The following is a 16,000-nucleotide window of genomic DNA, read 5'->3' as shown; positions in this document are numbered from 1 at the left end:
ATTGGGGCCATACTTCTCGTTCGGTGCAGGACCGTCAAGAAGGACGCCGGCTTATTTAGCTACTCTTATAAATAAAAACCGCCACGGTAAAAAATTCCGCCACGCGATCTTTACCACAACGCACTCAACACGCATATGTGCGCTGGGCAACAACGGAGATTGACGCGCTGTGCGAAATCAACCATATTTTCTCCAGACGGCTGCGCTCGGTCCGGCCCCGTCGCTTTCCTGCGCATGCAGATCGTGAGTTCCGCGAGGCCATGCCCATCGCTTCAACGACGATTCTGAGCATGCCGAAATGGCATCGCCATAACGGTAGGACGACATCATGTCCGCTCAGATTGGTCGCGACCAGAATTTCCCCGCAGCGTGCAAGCGTTGCGGCGGGCTGCTGTACGAGAACTTCGAATTCTGCCCTTACTGCGGCACGGATCTTCCACTCGACAAAGTTTCGCTGGGCACCCATCCGAAAGCCACGTTGACACCCCTCGGCGCCACGGCGGCAGCACCCCCTGCCCCCGCGGCACCGAAGCTCGCGCAGGCGGTCGTGCACGCGACCGACGGGCCGTCGCTGGACACCGGCTACCCGCACGCCGCACAGCACGCCGCAGCGCTTACGCACGGGTTGCACTTCTCGCACATGTCGCAACGGATCTTTCCCAGGGGCCTGTTCGTGATCGCACTGATTCTTGCGTTCGCGTACGGCACGTATCTGCTGCTCGGTGCGAACCGCCAGCGGGAGGGCACGGCCAGCGAAGCGACCCTGCACTCTTCGGGCGGTTCGGTTTCAACCGATGCCTCTGTGCGACAGACCGATGAGATGCCCCCCGGCGCCGCCAGGCAGATCAGCGAGCAGCCGCAATCGCCCCCGCGCAATGCGCACCCCGCACCGCAATTCGCGGACGTGGCCGACGGTCTGCGTGTCGCGCGGGCCAGTCTTGCGGAAAACAATCTGTTCGACGCGAAGGCCGTGGCCAATGCCGTGCTCGCGCGCGACGGCGGCAACGAGGAGGCGCGCGCGCTACAGAACGATATCGCGGCGCGCGAGCAACGGCGCGACAGCGCGCTGCAAAACGCGGACCGCTGCGTCGCGCAGCGTGCCTGGGCCTGCGTGCAGCAACAAGCTTCGGAAGCGCTCGCGATCGATTCGAGCAGTCAAGCCGCGCAATCGTTGATGGAGCGCGCCATCGTATCGACGGCCTGGAAGCCCCTCAGTCCACCCAATGGCGCTCAGCAAACGAACGCGGCAGCGGCGTTGCCGCGCGGCGCGAACACCGTGCGGCTGCCATCGTCGCAGGATTGGAACACGAGCGCCTCGCCGCCGCCACTGCCCGGCGCCATGAACACTGCGAACCTGACGAACGCCACGCACGCGGCAAACGTCGCGACGGCCGCCAGTCCCACCGGCGGCGACAACAGCGTCGACGCCCAGCAGCGCGCGATCGTGCAAAACGGCTGGAAGCACGCCGCGCCGTCTGGTACCGCACATTAAACAGGATTCCATCACGTATCGAAGTCTGCCGTACATCGCAAACAAGGCGGGAGAGAGACCATGCTGAACACGACTCTAGCGGGAGTGGCGGCGCTGATCGCCCTGCTTTTCCCGGTGCTCGCCGTCGCCGCCGAGGTCGACGCGCACTACCGCATCGTGACCGGCCCGGAGCGCGGCACTTACATTCAGATCGGCCAGGACCTCGCGAAATGGGTCGCGCAGCCGGCGGGCATCGACCTCGAAGTGATCCCATCGAAAGGGTCGGCGGAAAACGTGCAGCGCATGCGCTTCGAGCCCGGCGTGAAGCTCGCGCTCGTGCAGTCCGACGTCTACCAGGCCTACGTCGACATGGCCAATTCCGGCAACGAAGAGGCCGGCACGCTGATACGGCCACTGCGACTCATCATGCCGCTCTATGACGAAGAAATTTACTTCGTCGTGCGTAACGACTCGCCGATGAAGACGATCAACGAGATCAAGGACAAGGTAATGAGCGTCGGCCTGATCGGCAGCGGCACCGCGCAGTCGGCGACCACGCTGTACCGCCTCATGTTCGGCCAGCCGATTCCCGAGCAGAACGCGCAGCACCTGAGCAACGAAGACGCACTGGCCGCGCTCATCGTCAAGAAGATCGATGTGGCCATCATCGTCGCCGGGCAGCCCGCCAAGCTCTTCACCGACATGAACCCCGAGCTGCTGCAGCAGATCCGCTTCCTGCGCGTCGATGCGAACGCGCCGGAGACGGCGCGCGCAAAGCAAACCTATTATCCCGCGACGATCCACGTGTCGAGCTACCCGAACTGGCTCAAGGAAGACGTGCCGACGTGGACGGTCAAGGCCTTTCTCGTCACCTATGACTACAACCTGCGCGATACGGTCGGCAACCTGAAGCGTTTTGCCGATTCGCTCTGCGCGAACTTCGACAACCTGCAGGAGCACGGCCATCCGAAGTGGAAGCAGGTGAAGCTCGATCTACCGGGCCTCGGCAAAGGCTGGCAGTACTATCCGCCCGTCGAGCGACGCCTGAAGGCCTGTTTCGCGCATCGCGCCGCGATGCAGGCTGCCACCGGTTCGACCGCGGCGCAAGGCGCTCCCGCCGCGCAGAAAGTCGATGGGCGGCCATGCTCGGATCAGGAGCGCCTGCTCCTGCTCTGCAAATAATCCCGCAAGGAATCCTCTGAGGGAACGCGGTTCCCATCGCTCGCGAACACCAGCAAGGGGGCCCTTCCAACGCCAGCACGGCGTGGAAGGCGATCCCCTTGCGCCCGCATGCAATCTCTCCTGGTATCTGCTTTCAGGATGTCCTAATGTCCATGGGTGCCGTCATGCCGGCACGTCGAAACGGTCTTCCCGATGCAGTGCGTCCTAGCCTAACAACAAACAAAGGAGACACCCATGAGAGGTACCCCGTTCACAGTCCGGCGCATAACGGCACGCCTGTGTGCCGCGATCGCCATTGCAGGCGCGGCGCTCGCGCCCGGCGCACACGCTGCCGGGAACAACGCCAGTCACCCGGCATTCAACCGACTGCCGTCGTTCGTGGTGGCGAGCAGTCTGCAAGCCACCAGCTACGATGGCGTCAGCGACGATCTGTTGACCGCCGGGCTCGGCAAAACCGGGCTTGCCGGGGCGCAACCGGCCATCGCGAACCCCGCGGCCCCGACGGCGGCGGAACTGCGCCGGCTCGCGATCTGGTCGAACTATCGCGCGCTCGTCGATATCAGCGCGCACGGCGGTTATGGCCGCTTCTGGGGGCCCAACGTCGATGTATACGGCAACGACACACTGGGTGAAGGCAAAATTGCCGGCACCGAATATCTCGCGTTCGCCGACGACGGCAGCGGCCGCCAGAACGTCAGCCTGCTCGTGCAGGTGCCGACCAGCTTCGATCCGGCGAACCCGTGCATCGTGACCGCCACGTCGTCGGGTTCGCGCGGCGTGTACGGCGCGATCTCGGCGGCCGGCGAGTGGGGGCTCAAGCGCGGCTGCGCGGTCGCCTATACCGACAAGGGCTCGGGCAACGGCGCAGAAGAACTGATGAGCGGCCTCGTGACGTTGATCGATGGCGTCACGGCCAACGCCGCAACGGCTGGACGCACGAGCATTTTCACCGCGAACGTGCCAGCGGGCGCGCTCGCCGCATACAACCAGAAGTTTCCGAACCGCTATGCGTTCAAGCACGCGCATTCGCAGTTGAACCCCGAAGCGGACTGGGGCAAGGACACGCTCGAAGCGGTCCAGTTCGCGTACTGGGTGCTCAACCAGCAGTTCGCGCCGCGCGTCGACGCATCGAATCGCGGCGTGCGCTACGCGCCCGGCGACATCACGACGATCGCGGCTTCCGTCAGCAACGGCGGCGGCGCGTCGCTCGCGGCTGCCGAAGAGGACACGGGCAAGTGGATCACGGCAGTGGTGGTCGGCGAACCGCAGATCAACGTGCGCCTGCCCGGCGACGCGCAAGTCATGGAAGGCGGTCAGCGTATTGCCGCGGCCGGCAAACCGCTGGCCGACTACATGACGCTCGCGAACCTGCTGCAACCGTGCGCCGCGCTCGCGGACGCCGCCGCCGGCGCGCCCTACCTCACCGCGCTGCCCCTGGCGACCACGACCGCCATTCGCCAGGCGCGCTGCACCTCGCTCGCGGTGGCAGGCTATATCCACGGCGGCGACACGCAGGCGCAGGCGAACGACGCGCTCGCCCGCCTGCATGAGGCCGGCTATGAAGCGGACTCCGATCTGCTGCAGGCGCCGATGTGGGATTCACAGGCCGTGCCGGCTGTTGCGGTGACCTACGCCGACGCCTACACGCGCTCGAGCGTGCTCGACAATCTGTGCGGATTCAGCTTCGGTACGACGAATGCTTCGACGGGTGCCGCGGGCGTTGCGCCCGCCGTCTCGCCGATGTTGACCATCTTTGGCGTGGGCAACGGCGTGCCGCCGACCAATGGCGTCAATCTCGTCTACGACGTCACGCCGCCTGGCGGCGCCGACCATCGGCTCGCCACGGCCGATGCCAGCTTCGCGGGCGCGGCATGTCTGCGCGCGTTGTGGACGAAGGGCGATCCGCGCATGCGCCAGAGCGTCCAGGCGATCAGCGTGAATGCGAACCTGCACGGCAAGCCCGCGATCATCGTGCAAGGCCGCAGCGACGCGCTCGTGCCGATCAATCATGCCTCGCGCGCGTATCTCGCGGCAAACAGCGAACGCGAAGGTTCGCGCAGCCACCTGTCGCTATACGAGGTGTTGAACGGGCAGCACTTCGATGCGTTCCTCGCCGTGCCGGGCTTCGATACGCACTTCGTGCCGGTGCACTACTACAACATCGCGGCGCTCAATCTGATGTGGAGTCATCTGAAGAATGGCACGCCGCTGCCGCCTTCCCAGGTCATCCGCACGATCCCGCGCGGCGGCAGCCCGGGGGCGGCGCCGGCGCTGGGCCTCGCGAACCTGCCGGCCATCGTGGAGAACCCCGGCAGCAATGCGATTCGCGCGAACGACGGTGTCGTGAACGTGCCGCATTGAAGCGCGAAGGACGCTGTCGCGGCGGTCGCCTCACACCAGCAGTTGCCGCGACAGCACTTCCCTCGCCTGTGTCACGGTGTCCCCTTCGCCGGGATGCGGCGGCAGGAGCGAGAACACGGCATCGGGCAACGGCGGCAGCCGGTGCTTCGGGCCGAGCCGCATGAGGCCCTCCCCGATTGCCGACGCGCACAGGCAGCCCACGCCCAGGCCGGCTGCCAGCATGGACTGCAGCCCGGCCACGCCCGACGCGCTGTGAACGAGCACGTACGGGATGTCGTTTTCTTCGAGCGAGCGCACCGCGACCTGGTGCATCATGCAGTCGCCCGGTAGCAGCACGAGCGGCAACGCCTGTGGCAACTGCTCGGCGAGCGCCGGTGACGCGACCCAGTAGAGCGGCTCGCGCAGCAACTCCCAGCGCGCGTCCGCGTCGGTGGCGGCGGGCCGGAACGGGCCATGCGACAGGTGCATGACCACGCCGAGATCGATCTGCCGCTTCGCATAGGCGAGCTCGATATCGGCGCTCTTCATCGCGCTCACGTGCAAGCTCAGCTGCGGATAGCAGTCGCGCAGCCGCACGAGCAAACCTGCCACCTCGTTGGTGCGGAAGTACTCGGTGATCGCGACGCGCAGCTCGCCCTTGATGGCCTGGCCGCGCACGTCGTCGAAGGCCGCTTCGTTGAGCGCCACGAGACGCCGCGCATGGTCGAGCAGACGCGTGCCCGCGGGCGTGAGTTCCACACCGCGCTTGCTGCGCACGAAAAGCGGCATGCCCGCGCGCACCTCGAGCTTGCGAACCTGCTCGCTGATCGTGGATTGCGAAAGATGCAGCAGCGGTGCCGCCGCCGAAAGGCTGCCCACGTTCGCCACTGCCGCGAACGTCTTCAACTGGTCGAATTCGAAGCCACGCATGACATTCCGCATCTATCGAGTAACTCGATGGATACTACCATCAATTCCCGCTTTTCCGTCAGATAGAGATTGACCAGAATGTCGACTGGACGCTCACGCTGCGCGCGTGCTGGATCGCGCAGCCTGACGAAATCCGGCCCTTTATCGCTGAGCACACTCATGTCTGACAATACGTACGCCGCCTGCGCCGTAGCACCGCGCGCCGCCGACGCCAGCCACGGCCATCACGGCTGGGCGCTGGTCGTTTTGCTGGTGGGCGCGATTCTGCCGCCGCTCGACTACTTCATCGTGAATCTCGCGCTGCCCGCCATCCGCGACGGACTCGGCGCGAACGCGTCCGAACTCCAGCTGGTCGTCTCGGCCTACGCATGCGCGAATGCCGTCATGCTGATCACGGGCGGGCGCCTCGGCGACCTGTACGGCCGCAAGCGCATTTTCATGGTGGGCATGGCAGGCTTCGTCGTCGCCTCCACGTTCTGCGGCCTCGCCACCAGCGGCACAGCGCTCGTCGCCGGACGCATCCTGCAAGGCCTGTTCGCCGCGACCCTCGCGCCACAGGTGCTCGCCACGATCCGCAGCGTATTCACGCCGCACGAGCAGGTGCGCGTGATGGGGCTCTACGCCTTCGTTTTCGGTGTTGCCGCGGTGATCGGCCAGCTTGGCGGCGGCGCGCTCATCAGCCTGCATCCGTTCGGCCTGGGCTGGCGCGCGATCTTTCTCGTCAACCTGCCCATCGGCGTGTTCGCGCTCATCGGCAGCTGGCGCTTCATCCCGGAAAGCCGGCCGCCGCGCGGCAAGCGCATCGACGTGCCGGGCACCCTGCTGCTGTCGCTGGTTCTGCTGATGCTCGTCTATCCGCTCACGCGCGGGCGCGAGGCGGGCTGGCCGCTGTGGATGCTCGTCTGCCTCGCCGGCTCGCTGCCCATGCTGGGCGTGCTGCTGCGCGTGGAGTGGCGCAGCCTCGTCAGCGGCAAGGATCCCCTGCTCGACGTGCGCCTCTTCCGCAATCCGGTCGTCGCGCTCGGCCTCGTGCTGGCGTTCCTCTTCTATACGATGAGCGCGTTCTTCCTGACCTATGGCATTTATCTGCAAGGCGGCCTGCACTGGACGCCGCTCGCTTCTGGACTCGCAATCCTGCCGTTCGGCATCGGCTTTCTGTCCAGCCCGCTGCTGATGCCGCGCCTCGTGCACCGGTTCGGCGGTTATCGCGTGCTGACGCTGGGCTTCGTGATGCTCGCGGGCGGACTCGCGATTGCGGCTGCGCTCGCGGGCGAGGTGCAGCCCGGCGCGGGGTTCTATCTGGGACTCGCGGCGATCGGCATCGGCCAGGGGCTCGTCTTGCCTTCCGTCGTGCGCATCGTGCTGGCCGAAGTGGAGCCCGAGCGCGCGGGCATCGCCTCGGGCATGGTCACGGCAACGCTGCAGATCGGCGCCGCCGTCGGCGCGGCCACGCTAGGCGGCCTGTTCTTCTCGACGCTCGGCGCGGCGCCCAGCGTCATCGACTACGCCCATGCGTTCAGGACGACAATGTTCGCACTCGTCGCGATCCTGCTGCCCTGCGCGCTGCTCTCCACCGCGCTGGGACCGCTGCATCGGCGCACGCATGCGAACGGTCCCGCTGCGTAAACGAATACGCAGAGATTTGCTGCGGAATCCTCGCTCTCAGAAGTCGATCTGCGCGGAGAGCAGCACGGTGCGCGGCGCGGAGGTCGTGAGGTAGGTGCCCCGCTGGATCCAGTAGCGGCTGCCGAACAGGTTCTCCACGTTCGCGCGGAACACCACGTCTTTCTGGGCGATCCGCGTGCTGGGGGAAGTTGTATGGACAACGGCGCGCTGACTCGCATGCCGCTTTCACGACCTGGGCCACGAGGCATCGAAGTATAGCGGCAAGGAAAACGCCGGCGCGAGGCCGGCGATCTTTCAGCGCACCTGCGATTAAATTGGATGCCTAACTATATTTCCTGCCTCACTGGGCCTGGTCACCCACGGGAGGAAATACATTCCAGTAGCCGTCGTCGTGCTGAAAGAAGAACAGCGCGTGAAATCCCGTTGTCTGACGCGTCTCCACGCACACGTAGCGCGCCCTGCCCGAAGGGGTATGACCAAACGCGGTGACATGCACCGGCGAGGTCGGTGCGAGCCATTTTTCGACCTGGTAACGCAGTGACTGCGTCTTCGTGCGTCTCATCTGGTCCTCCCAGAGATCGGTTAGTTTTGCAGCCCTTTTCGCCGGAAACCGCGAAAACACCCTGCACAAACCGAACGTTCTTGATGCAAAGCGCAATTCTTACCGCGTTGCATCAAGTGTTTGAGAAAGCACTTTAACTATAGCCAGAAAAGCCCTTTGCGACATCGATTTCAGCAAGATAGCAACAAAACAACGGAAATCGGGAAACCTGCGGCTGGCTGCGTCGCGCGAGCCTCGCTGATGCGCCGCACCAGGCTGTGAAATGAATGGAAACGTATGCGATGCGTGAGGCACGCCGTCCCGGCGTATCCTGATTCGATGGCAGCGAGCCCCGGGATCTTTACACTGGCGATCGAAATGATGAGACACGTGTACGTTGCGATTTACATCTTGTTGTTGATAGCCGTTATCGTCGGCGTGGATATTATTTTCCTCAAGAATCTTTTCTGGCTGCGGCTGGCCGTGAACATCGGCATCGTCGTGGTGTTCGCCGCCGTCTACTACGCACTATTGAAGAATCTGTAAGCCAGCGATCGCGAGTGAAGGACGCAAACCCTGCAGCGCGCCCCACGCACCCGCGGCACACACGACCGCGCCCACGAAAACCACGAGCCACAAATAAAGCCCGCGGGGCCGATACCGTTGCGGGAGCGCGGTGACGCTCAGGGCGACGAGCAACCCCAACACGAGCGGCAGCATCAACGTGTTGACCACTTGCGCCGCAACGTTCAGGGAAACGAGGTCGGGCGCGAGCCAGACAGCCCAGGCACTGCCTGCAACGGCCAGCGCATACGCGCCGTAGAACCAGGGCGCGCGGTCGGGACGGACCTCGAGCGAGGCGCGGTAGCCGAACACATCGCCGAGCCCCCATGCCAACGCGAGAGAACTCACGATGGCGGCCACCAATGCCGCACCGAGCACGCCCGCGCCGAAGAGCAGGCGGCCCGCAAACGGGCCCGTGACGGCAACGAGCGCATTGCTGATTTCGCCGATGCTGTCGAGGGAGCGCGGCTCGCCATGCGCCGACAGCGTTGCCGCCGCCGCGACGAGCACCGCTGCCGTCAGCAATTGCGTGAGGACGGCGCCGACCGCCGTCTCGACTCTGGCCGACGCGAAGTCCTTCGCCGTGAGGCTGTCCGCGACCGCCGCCTGCTGATAGAACACCATCCACGGATTGAACGTCGCGCCAATGAGCGCCGCCGCCAGATAGCCGGCCTCACGGCCGCCCGCTGCCAGGTGGGTCATCTGCGGGACCATGACCTGGAGTTCGTGGCGCGCGCTCCATGCGACGGCGAAGAACGTCAGGTCGAATGCACCGATGGCAATCGCGATCCGGTCGACGCGCCTGTGCGAGCCCGTGAGCACGATGCCGGTCAACAGCACGACGGCGAGCGGCAGCGTGACGGCACGCGATACCCCATACATTTCCCCCACGCCGGCAACGCCGGTGAACTCCGTCACGAGCGACCCGAGCACGGCCACGACCAGTCCCGCCGCGGCCAGCGCTGCCCAAACCGGTCCGAAGCGCGAGCGGACGAGTTCGCCATAACCGCGCCCGGTGAAGATGCCAAGACGCACGGTCAGTTCCTGAACCATGTAGAGCAGTGGAACCAGCCCAAGCAGCACGGGCAGGAGCCGCAGCCCCGTTTGCGCGCCGGCCTGCGCGGCCGTCACGACGTTGCCGGCGTCGCAGTCGGCCAGCATCACGAGCAGCCCCGGGCCCCACAGGGCGAGCCGGCGCAGTCCTCGCGAAACGGTTTGCTTGAGCGTCGGGAGCCGGGTCATGCGTTCTGAAAGATTGCACCTGTAGTATCTGTCGCGCGATTGTAGCGTGCGAGTCCGGACCCGCTGTCCCCGGCACAGCCTGCGCGCGAACCGGGATGTCGAGATGGCTGGACAGATCAACCTCTGAGGCACAATCCGGCGTATCACTGGAGAAAAACGACGCATGGCGAATGACGACCGCACCACGATAGTTGCCAGACGAACGCCGGAATCCGCGGCCATGACGGCCAACCTCAAACGGGCGATGACGATCACCGCCAGGATCAACCGGTTGACCTTCGACGATGCCGATGAAATTCGGGCCTTGTTCAGCGAACTCATCGGCAAGCCGGTCGACGACCGATTTCTGTTGATCCCGCCGTTCTACACGACCGGCGGGGTCGAGATCCGCGTGGGCCGCAATGTCTTCGTCAACCAGAACTGCACGTTCTATGACCTGGGCGGCCTCGAGATCGCCGACGACGTGATGATCGGCCCGAACGTCAGCCTCATCACGTCCGGCCATCCCATCGAGCCTTCGCGGCGGCGCGACGGCGTCGTCGCAAAGCCTATCGTGATCGAGAGAAACGGCTGGATCGCCGCCGGCGCGACCATTATCGGCGGCGTAACCGTCGGCGAGAACTCGGTGGTGGCGGCGGGATCGGTCGTCACCAAAGACGTTCCGCCGAATACGCTCGTCGGTGGCAATCCAGCGCGCGTCATCCGTTCGATTGCGGAGTAAGGAACGGCCCCCGCAGATTGAAAGTCCGCCGTAGCAGCGGAATCGACGCGAACGTGCTCGCGCTACTATGAATAGCTCAATTGCTTGTTTGTGGTGAGATAACCGATCGGCAAGAATGGCCCTGCCAAACTTTGGTCAGGACCACGATATGTCGAACGCGCCCAGCCTTCAACTCGATTCCGCCACGCTCGTCGAAGCATACGACCGGCTTGGCATTCGCCAGTTTCATCACGGTCTGCAACTGCTCGACGTGCTCGGCTTGCGCGAAGGCGAACGCGCGCTCGACGTGGGTTGCGGCACGGGCCGTCTCACCGAGTCGGCGGCGCAGCGCGTAGGCCAACACGGTGAAGTGCTCGGGCTCGATCCGTTGCCGCTGCGTGTGCAGCGCGCGCTCGAACGCGCGCAGGGCCGCTTCGCCGTGCGCGTCGGCCGCGCCGAAGCGCTGGACACGGTGCCCGATGCGCACTACGACGTGGTGTATTTCAACAGCGTGATTCACTGGATCCCCGATCAGGCGCAGGCGCTGCGCGAAGCGTGGCGCGTGCTCAAGCCGGGTGGCCGGATCGGCTTCACGACCATGCCCGAAGAAGCGCCACACGACCTGCATGTCGTGCTGCGAGCGCTGTTTGCTGGCGAGCCCGAGTGGCAGCGCGCTGGAATCGGTGCGCCGAACAAGCTCACGCGCGAGCGCTCGGCAGCCCTGCTACAGGGCGCCGGCTTCGAAGTGACGTACAACGAGATTCGCACCTTCGGCGACAGCTTCGACAACGTCGACGATGTGCTCGCCTTCAGCCGGTCCAGTTCGTTCGGCAATTTCCTCTCCTCGCTCACGCCAGGGGACGTTGCGCGCGTGCGCGCACGGCTCGCGAGTGCGCTCGAACCGCATCGCAGCGCTCGCGGCTATGCGCTCACGCGGCGCATGATCATCGCCGCGGCGCACAAGCCGCTCGCACACTGAATCCCTGCCTTCCATTCCGCAGCGAACACCGACCACAATCGAGGAGCACACATGAGCGCAGCACCGCGACGCCAGGGACAATTGAGCCTCGGCGCCTTCCTGATGGAGACGGGCCACCATATCGCCGCATGGCGCCACCCCGATGCGCACGCCGCCGGCGGCCTCGATTTCGCGCACTACGCGGAGCTCGCGCAAACGGCCGAGCGCGCCAAATTCGACGCCGTCTTTTTCGCCGACAGCGTGAGCGTACGCGACACGCATGTGCCCTCGCTCTCGCGCACCGCGCGCGCCGATCATTTCGAGCCGATCACGCTGCTCTCCGCGCTATCGGTGGTCACGAAGCACATCGGGCTCATCGCCACCGTGTCGACCTCGTTCAACGAGCCCTATAACGTTGCGCGCAAATTCGCCTCGCTCGACTATCTGAGCGGCGGCCGTTCGGGCTGGAATCTCGTGACGTCGAGCACCGAAACCGAAGCGCACAACTTCAGCCTCGACAAGCATCTCGATCACGCCGTGCGCTACGAGCGCGCGAAAGAGTTCTACGACGTGGTTTCCGGCCTTTGGGACAGCTGGGAAGACGATGCCTTCATTCGCGACAAGACAAGCGGCATCTACTTCGACTCGCAGAAACTGCACACGCTGGACTATCGCGGCAAGCACTTCAAGGTGCGCGGCCCGCTCAACGTCGCGCGTTCGCCGCAAGGCTGGCCCGTCGTGGTGCAAGCCGGCGCCTCGGAGGCCGGCAGGGAACTCGCGGCGCAAACGGCAGAAGTGATTTTCGTCGCGCACCAGACGCTCGAGGAAGCGAAGCAGTTCTATGGTGACGTGAAGGGGCGGCTCGCACGTTACGGCCGCCGCCCCGAGCATCTCAAGATCATGCCGGGCATTTTCCCAGTGATCGGCAGCACGCAGGAAGAAGCGCAGGAGAAGTTCGACGCGCTGCAGGCGCTGATCCATCCGAGCGTGGGACTACAGCTGCTCGCGAACATGTCGGGCGGCCTCGACCTCTCGCAGTATCCCGTGGACGGCCCCGTGCCCGACCTGCCGGAGACCAACGGCGGCAAGAGTCGGCAACGCCTGCTGCTCGATCTCGCGCGGCGCGACAACCTCACGATACGCGATCTTTATCTCCGCATTGCAGGAGCGCGCGGGCATCAACAGGTGATCGGCACGCCGCAGAGCATTGCCGACCAGCTACAGCAATGGTACGAGGAAGAAGGCGCCGACGGCTTCAATATCATGTCGCCGTGGCTACCCGGCGGCCTCGACGAATTCGTGCAGCACGTCGTGCCCGAATTGCAGCGACGCGGGCTCTTTCGCACGGAATATACGGGGCGCACGCTGCGCGAGCATCTTGGCTTGCCTCGTCCCGCGAACCGCTTCGCCACGCATCGAGAAGACCCATTGCGCGTCGCTTCCTGACTCCGTTGATCGACAATCCACATTTCATTCCACGCCGAAATATTCGTCCCGTAGATGCCCGCATACTGGCGATACGCGCTCAAACTTTGGCGCGTGGCCCCGCAATCTCACTTCGTCTGCGTGAAATCGATCGCCCAGTATGCAAGCCACGACTGCGAGCAGGTCGACCGGACTCGATCTGCTCTTGCTCCTCGCACTTTCCACGCTTTGGGGCGCGTCCTATACGTTCATTCGAGTTGGCGTGGCGACCATCCCGCCGCTTACGCTGATCGCCGCGAGAACGTCGATTGCCGGAACGCTCCTTCTGCTCTGGATGCTGGCGCAGCGCATTCCCATACCGCGAGACCCGGCCGTGTGGCGTCGCTTCGCCGTGCAGGCGCTGCTCAATAGCGTGATTCCCTTTACCCTGATCGCGTGGGCCGAACGTTCGGTGGAAGCCGGCCTGGCGACCATCCTCAATTCGACCTCGCCGGTCATGGCGTTCCTCGGCACGTGGCTGATTACCCGCCACGAACAGCTCACCGCGCGCAAGCTGTTCGGCGTCGCCGCGGGCCTCGCCGGTATATGCCTCGTGGTCGGCGCGAGCGCATTCAAAGGACTCGGCCAGCAAATCGTTGCGCAACTGGCGATCGTCGCCGCGACGATCTGCTATGCCGGCGCGGCGATCTACGCTCGATCGTTCAAGGGACTCTCGTCGGTCGCGCCCGCTGCGGGATCGCTAGTCGTGGGCGCGGCCCTGCTGGTCCCCGTGACTCTGGCCGTCGACCGCCCGTGGACGCTTCATCCGTCACTGCAATCGATCACAGCGCTGATCGCCCTCGCCGTTTTTTCCACGGCGATCGCGTTCGTCATCTACTTCCGGCTCGTTCAGACGCTGGGTTCGGTTGGCACGACGGCGCAGGCCTATTTGCGCGTGCCGATCGGCGTGGCCATAGGCATGGCGTGGCTCGGTGAATCGCTCTCGACCTCGGCATGGCTGGGACTCGGCTGCGTCGTTGCCGGCGTCGTCGCGATGACGCTGCCATCGGCCAGCCAACGCCGCGCGAGCGGCCACAGGCTGCGCTCGAACCGCGAGTGAAAATACGCGAAGTGCCCGATGCTGCGCTCGCCGATTGAGGCGGGCGCGATGCGTACATGTGTCGACTGGCTCTGGGTGAAATAACGCAGCGTGCGTTCGATCGCGCGGATCGTGCCGAACGGGTCATCGGGAAAGCTGACGGCGAGGATCGGCGCACGCATGTTGCCAAAGCGCGCGACGACGTCCGCGCGCTGCTCGGGCGTGCGCGCGAATGACCCTTTGCCGAGCGTGTCTTCGAAGCGGGCGCGGCCCCGGCTCCAGATCTTCGCGACGCCGCGCGGCGTGTCCTCCATCCATCCGAACCACGATGCGGGGAAATACCCCATCAGTCCCGTCAAAACCGGCATCACGACATGCCATTTCCAGAGCATGAGCGGCATGCTGCGCGGCGCGTAGTCACGCCAATACGCGTACTGCGTGCCGACGGTGAAGACGCGCCGAATCAGATGATTCGACGGCGCGAGCCCGATCAGGAAGCCGCCGATGCTATGCCCAACGACGTCGATCGGCTGCCCCGCGAACAGGCTTCGCGCATAGTGCAGCACCGCCTCGAAATCGCGTTCGCCCCATTCCAGCCAGCTCGCGTCGAGCGTTGCGAGCGCGACGGGCTGCGAGCCGCCAATGCCACGGTAGTCGTAGACCAGGACATCGAAGCCCTGCTGGTACAGCCATGCGCCAAAGCGGAAATAGTAGTCGCAGCGCACCGACGTGGCCGAATTGACGATGACTACCGGCCGCGACGCGTCCGCGTTCAGCAGCGCGTGACGACGCCACACATAAGCGCGAAGCGTAAAGCCATCGGCGGCGGTGATGGCAACGGCGAGAGGACGCGCCTCGCCCGGATCGGCTGAATGCATGAACGTGCTCCATGAAGAAACCGGAGTGTCGATTTCACTTGACCCCGGCCGCCGCTTCAATCAATCTTTGCGCAGCTTTCGCATGAGGAAAACGCATGTCAGTGCCGCTCGTGAAACTCCCTCCTCTCGACCTCGTTCGCGGTTTCGTTGCGGTGGGCCGGCGCATGAGCATCACGCTCGCCGCCGACGACCTGTGCGTGACCCAGTCCGCCGTGAGCCGCCAGATCGCCGCGCTCGAAGAGGCGCTAGGCGTGCGTCTCTTCAACCGCGGCTATCGTTCGATCTCGCTCACGCCGGAGGGCGAGCGCCTGCTGCGCGTTGCGGACAGCGCGGTGCAGCAGATGCAGGAAATCGTCGGCGCGCTGGCCGCGCCTCAGATGCGCCAGCCGGTGACGATCACCGCCAGCATCGGCATTGCCGGCCTGTGGCTGCTGCCGCGCATCGGAGAGTTGCAACGCCTGCTTCCCGATATCGATCTGCGTCTTGCGACCTCCGAAAAGGTGCTCGACCTGCGCGCCGAAGGCATCGATCTCGCCTTGCGCTACGCGCCGGCCCGCATCGCGCCGGAGTCAGCGAATCGCGCGGTGCATCTGTACGACGAATACATATTGCCGGTCGCGCATCCATCGTTGAACGTGAAGAAGCTCGACGCGGCCACGCTCGCGCGCCACGTGCTGCTCGAATTCGAAGGCGTGCGCCGCCCGATGCTGCGCTGGGCGGATCATCTGGGCGCGCGCGGCCTCGACGGCGCGCCGCTTCGCGGCGTGCTCCGTTTCAACCAGTACGACCAGGTCATTCAGGCCGCCACCGCCGGCCGCGGCATCGCGCTCGGGCGCCTCGCCCTCGTGCAGCCGCTGCTTGCCGACGGCAGGCTAGCCGCCGTCGGCAATGCGCGCGCCGAGGGCCCGACCGGCTACGCCTACTGGCTGCATCGGGCCGACGAAGCGCCGCGCGACGACGTGCGCGCCGTCATCGACTGGATCGTCGAGCAGGCTCGCCAAAGCCATGCCACATGATCACGACGCATGCGAAGCGTGCCAAAAACTCGCTTGAGCCCACTCGCCT

General features: G+C 65.1%; 13 protein-coding genes and 1 pseudogene. 10 read left to right on the top strand and 4 right to left on the bottom strand.

Annotated features, from left to right (window positions below; genetic code table 11):
- The first annotated feature begins 328 nt into the window (after positions 1-328).
- From AB4Y44_RS02975 to AB4Y44_RS02965, 3 genes are all read left to right on the top strand, one after another.
- Complete coding sequence (locus AB4Y44_RS02975) at positions 329-1,492, top strand: hypothetical protein (RefSeq protein WP_368698660.1); 1,164 nt, start codon at positions 329-331, stop codon at positions 1,490-1,492.
- 60 nt (positions 1,493-1,552) lie between these two features.
- Complete coding sequence (locus tag AB4Y44_RS02970; RefSeq protein ID WP_368698659.1) at positions 1,553-2,653, top strand: TAXI family TRAP transporter solute-binding subunit; 1,101 nt, start codon at positions 1,553-1,555, stop codon at positions 2,651-2,653.
- 234 nt (positions 2,654-2,887) lie between these two features.
- Complete coding sequence (locus AB4Y44_RS02965) at positions 2,888-5,014, top strand: D-(-)-3-hydroxybutyrate oligomer hydrolase (protein WP_368698658.1); 2,127 nt, start codon at positions 2,888-2,890, stop codon at positions 5,012-5,014.
- Positions 5,015-5,044: 30 nt separating this feature from the next.
- Here AB4Y44_RS02965 and AB4Y44_RS02960 read toward each other — a convergent pair whose 3' ends face one another.
- Positions 5,045-5,923 carry a LysR family transcriptional regulator gene (locus AB4Y44_RS02960; protein WP_342923231.1) on the bottom strand — a complete coding sequence of 293 codons (879 nt, stop codon included), beginning with the start codon at positions 5,921-5,923 and terminating at the stop codon, positions 5,045-5,047.
- 159 nt (positions 5,924-6,082) lie between these two features.
- Between AB4Y44_RS02960 and AB4Y44_RS02955 the strand changes: the two genes are divergently transcribed.
- Positions 6,083-7,549, top strand: a complete 1,467-nt coding sequence (locus tag AB4Y44_RS02955; protein WP_368698657.1) for an MFS transporter — start codon at positions 6,083-6,085, stop codon at positions 7,547-7,549.
- A gap of 340 nt (positions 7,550-7,889) precedes the next feature.
- Here the strand turns inward: AB4Y44_RS02955 and AB4Y44_RS02950 are convergent, their stop codons facing one another.
- Positions 7,890-8,111, bottom strand: a complete 222-nt coding sequence (locus AB4Y44_RS02950) for a hypothetical protein (protein ID WP_342923233.1) — start codon at positions 8,109-8,111, stop codon at positions 7,890-7,892.
- A gap of 357 nt (positions 8,112-8,468) precedes the next feature.
- Here AB4Y44_RS02950 and AB4Y44_RS02945 point away from each other — a divergent pair, with 357 nt between their 5' ends.
- Positions 8,469-8,636, top strand: a complete 168-nt coding sequence (locus AB4Y44_RS02945; RefSeq protein ID WP_342923234.1) for a hypothetical protein — start codon at positions 8,469-8,471, stop codon at positions 8,634-8,636.
- On the opposite strand, the gene AB4Y44_RS02940 is transcribed toward AB4Y44_RS02945, so the two are convergent.
- Entirely contained in the window at positions 8,619-9,896 is a 1,278-nt protein-coding gene (locus AB4Y44_RS02940; RefSeq protein WP_342923235.1) for a divalent metal cation transporter, read from the bottom strand. The genes AB4Y44_RS02945 and AB4Y44_RS02940 overlap by 18 nt on opposite strands.
- A gap of 163 nt (positions 9,897-10,059) precedes the next feature.
- Between AB4Y44_RS02940 and AB4Y44_RS02935 the strand changes: the two genes are divergently transcribed.
- The 4 genes from AB4Y44_RS02935 (at position 10,060) to AB4Y44_RS02920 (ending at position 14,078) form a co-directional block, all read left to right on the top strand.
- Complete coding sequence (locus AB4Y44_RS02935) at positions 10,060-10,617, top strand: sugar O-acetyltransferase (protein WP_342923236.1); 558 nt, start codon at positions 10,060-10,062, stop codon at positions 10,615-10,617.
- A 148-nt stretch (positions 10,618-10,765) separates the two neighbouring features.
- Positions 10,766-11,575 carry a methyltransferase domain-containing protein gene (locus AB4Y44_RS02930; RefSeq protein ID WP_342923237.1) on the top strand — a complete coding sequence of 270 codons (810 nt, stop codon included), beginning with the start codon at positions 10,766-10,768 and terminating at the stop codon, positions 11,573-11,575.
- A gap of 51 nt (positions 11,576-11,626) precedes the next feature.
- Positions 11,627-13,000, top strand: coding sequence for an LLM class flavin-dependent oxidoreductase (locus AB4Y44_RS02925; protein WP_368698656.1), 1,374 nt, complete (start codon positions 11,627-11,629; stop codon positions 12,998-13,000).
- 139 nt (positions 13,001-13,139) lie between these two features.
- The gene (locus tag AB4Y44_RS02920; RefSeq protein WP_368698655.1) at positions 13,140-14,078 is read left to right on the top strand and encodes a DMT family transporter; all 939 of its coding nucleotides are present in this window, start codon (positions 13,140-13,142) and stop codon (positions 14,076-14,078) included.
- Here AB4Y44_RS02920 and AB4Y44_RS02915 read toward each other — a convergent pair.
- Positions 14,045-14,935 (bottom strand): annotated as a pseudogene (locus AB4Y44_RS02915) (alpha/beta fold hydrolase); the annotation flags it as partial. The gene AB4Y44_RS02920 and the pseudogene AB4Y44_RS02915 sit on opposite strands and share 34 nt — an antisense overlap.
- A 95-nt stretch (positions 14,936-15,030) precedes the next feature.
- Between AB4Y44_RS02915 and AB4Y44_RS02910 the strand changes: the two are divergent.
- On the top strand, positions 15,031-15,951 hold the full coding sequence (locus tag AB4Y44_RS02910) for a LysR substrate-binding domain-containing protein (protein WP_368698654.1): 921 nt from the start codon (positions 15,031-15,033) through the stop codon (positions 15,949-15,951).
- Positions 15,952-16,000: the final 49 nt, after the last annotated feature.

The sequence above is a fragment of the Paraburkholderia sp. BR10937 genome (assembly GCF_040965695.1).
GTDB lineage: Bacteria > Pseudomonadota > Gammaproteobacteria > Burkholderiales > Burkholderiaceae > Paraburkholderia.
The sequence above is the reverse complement of the archived record's forward strand: the minus strand, read 5'-3'. Positions and strand labels throughout refer to the sequence as shown.

Bases quoted from the DNA above. Each gene is read 5' to 3' on its own strand.
- AB4Y44_RS02975 (WP_368698660.1), top strand. From the start codon at position 329: ATGTCCGCTCAGATTGGTCGCGACCAGAATTTCCCCGCAGCGTGCAAG.
- AB4Y44_RS02970 (WP_368698659.1), top strand. From the start codon at position 1,553: ATGCTGAACACGACTCTAGCGGGAGTGGCGGCGCTGATCGCCCTGCTT.
- AB4Y44_RS02965 (WP_368698658.1), top strand. From the start codon at position 2,888: ATGAGAGGTACCCCGTTCACAGTCCGGCGCATAACGGCACGCCTGTGT.
- AB4Y44_RS02960 (WP_342923231.1), bottom strand. From the start codon at position 5,923: ATGCGTGGCTTCGAATTCGACCAGTTGAAGACGTTCGCGGCAGTGGCG.
- AB4Y44_RS02955 (WP_368698657.1), top strand. From the start codon at position 6,083: ATGTCTGACAATACGTACGCCGCCTGCGCCGTAGCACCGCGCGCCGCC.
- AB4Y44_RS02950 (WP_342923233.1), bottom strand. From the start codon at position 8,111: ATGAGACGCACGAAGACGCAGTCACTGCGTTACCAGGTCGAAAAATGG.
- AB4Y44_RS02945 (WP_342923234.1), top strand. From the start codon at position 8,469: ATGATGAGACACGTGTACGTTGCGATTTACATCTTGTTGTTGATAGCC.
- AB4Y44_RS02940 (WP_342923235.1), bottom strand. From the start codon at position 9,896: ATGACCCGGCTCCCGACGCTCAAGCAAACCGTTTCGCGAGGACTGCGC.
- AB4Y44_RS02935 (WP_342923236.1), top strand. From the start codon at position 10,060: ATGGCGAATGACGACCGCACCACGATAGTTGCCAGACGAACGCCGGAA.
- AB4Y44_RS02930 (WP_342923237.1), top strand. From the start codon at position 10,766: ATGTCGAACGCGCCCAGCCTTCAACTCGATTCCGCCACGCTCGTCGAA.
- AB4Y44_RS02925 (WP_368698656.1), top strand. From the start codon at position 11,627: ATGAGCGCAGCACCGCGACGCCAGGGACAATTGAGCCTCGGCGCCTTC.
- AB4Y44_RS02920 (WP_368698655.1), top strand. From the start codon at position 13,140: ATGCAAGCCACGACTGCGAGCAGGTCGACCGGACTCGATCTGCTCTTG.
- AB4Y44_RS02910 (WP_368698654.1), top strand. From the start codon at position 15,031: ATGTCAGTGCCGCTCGTGAAACTCCCTCCTCTCGACCTCGTTCGCGGT.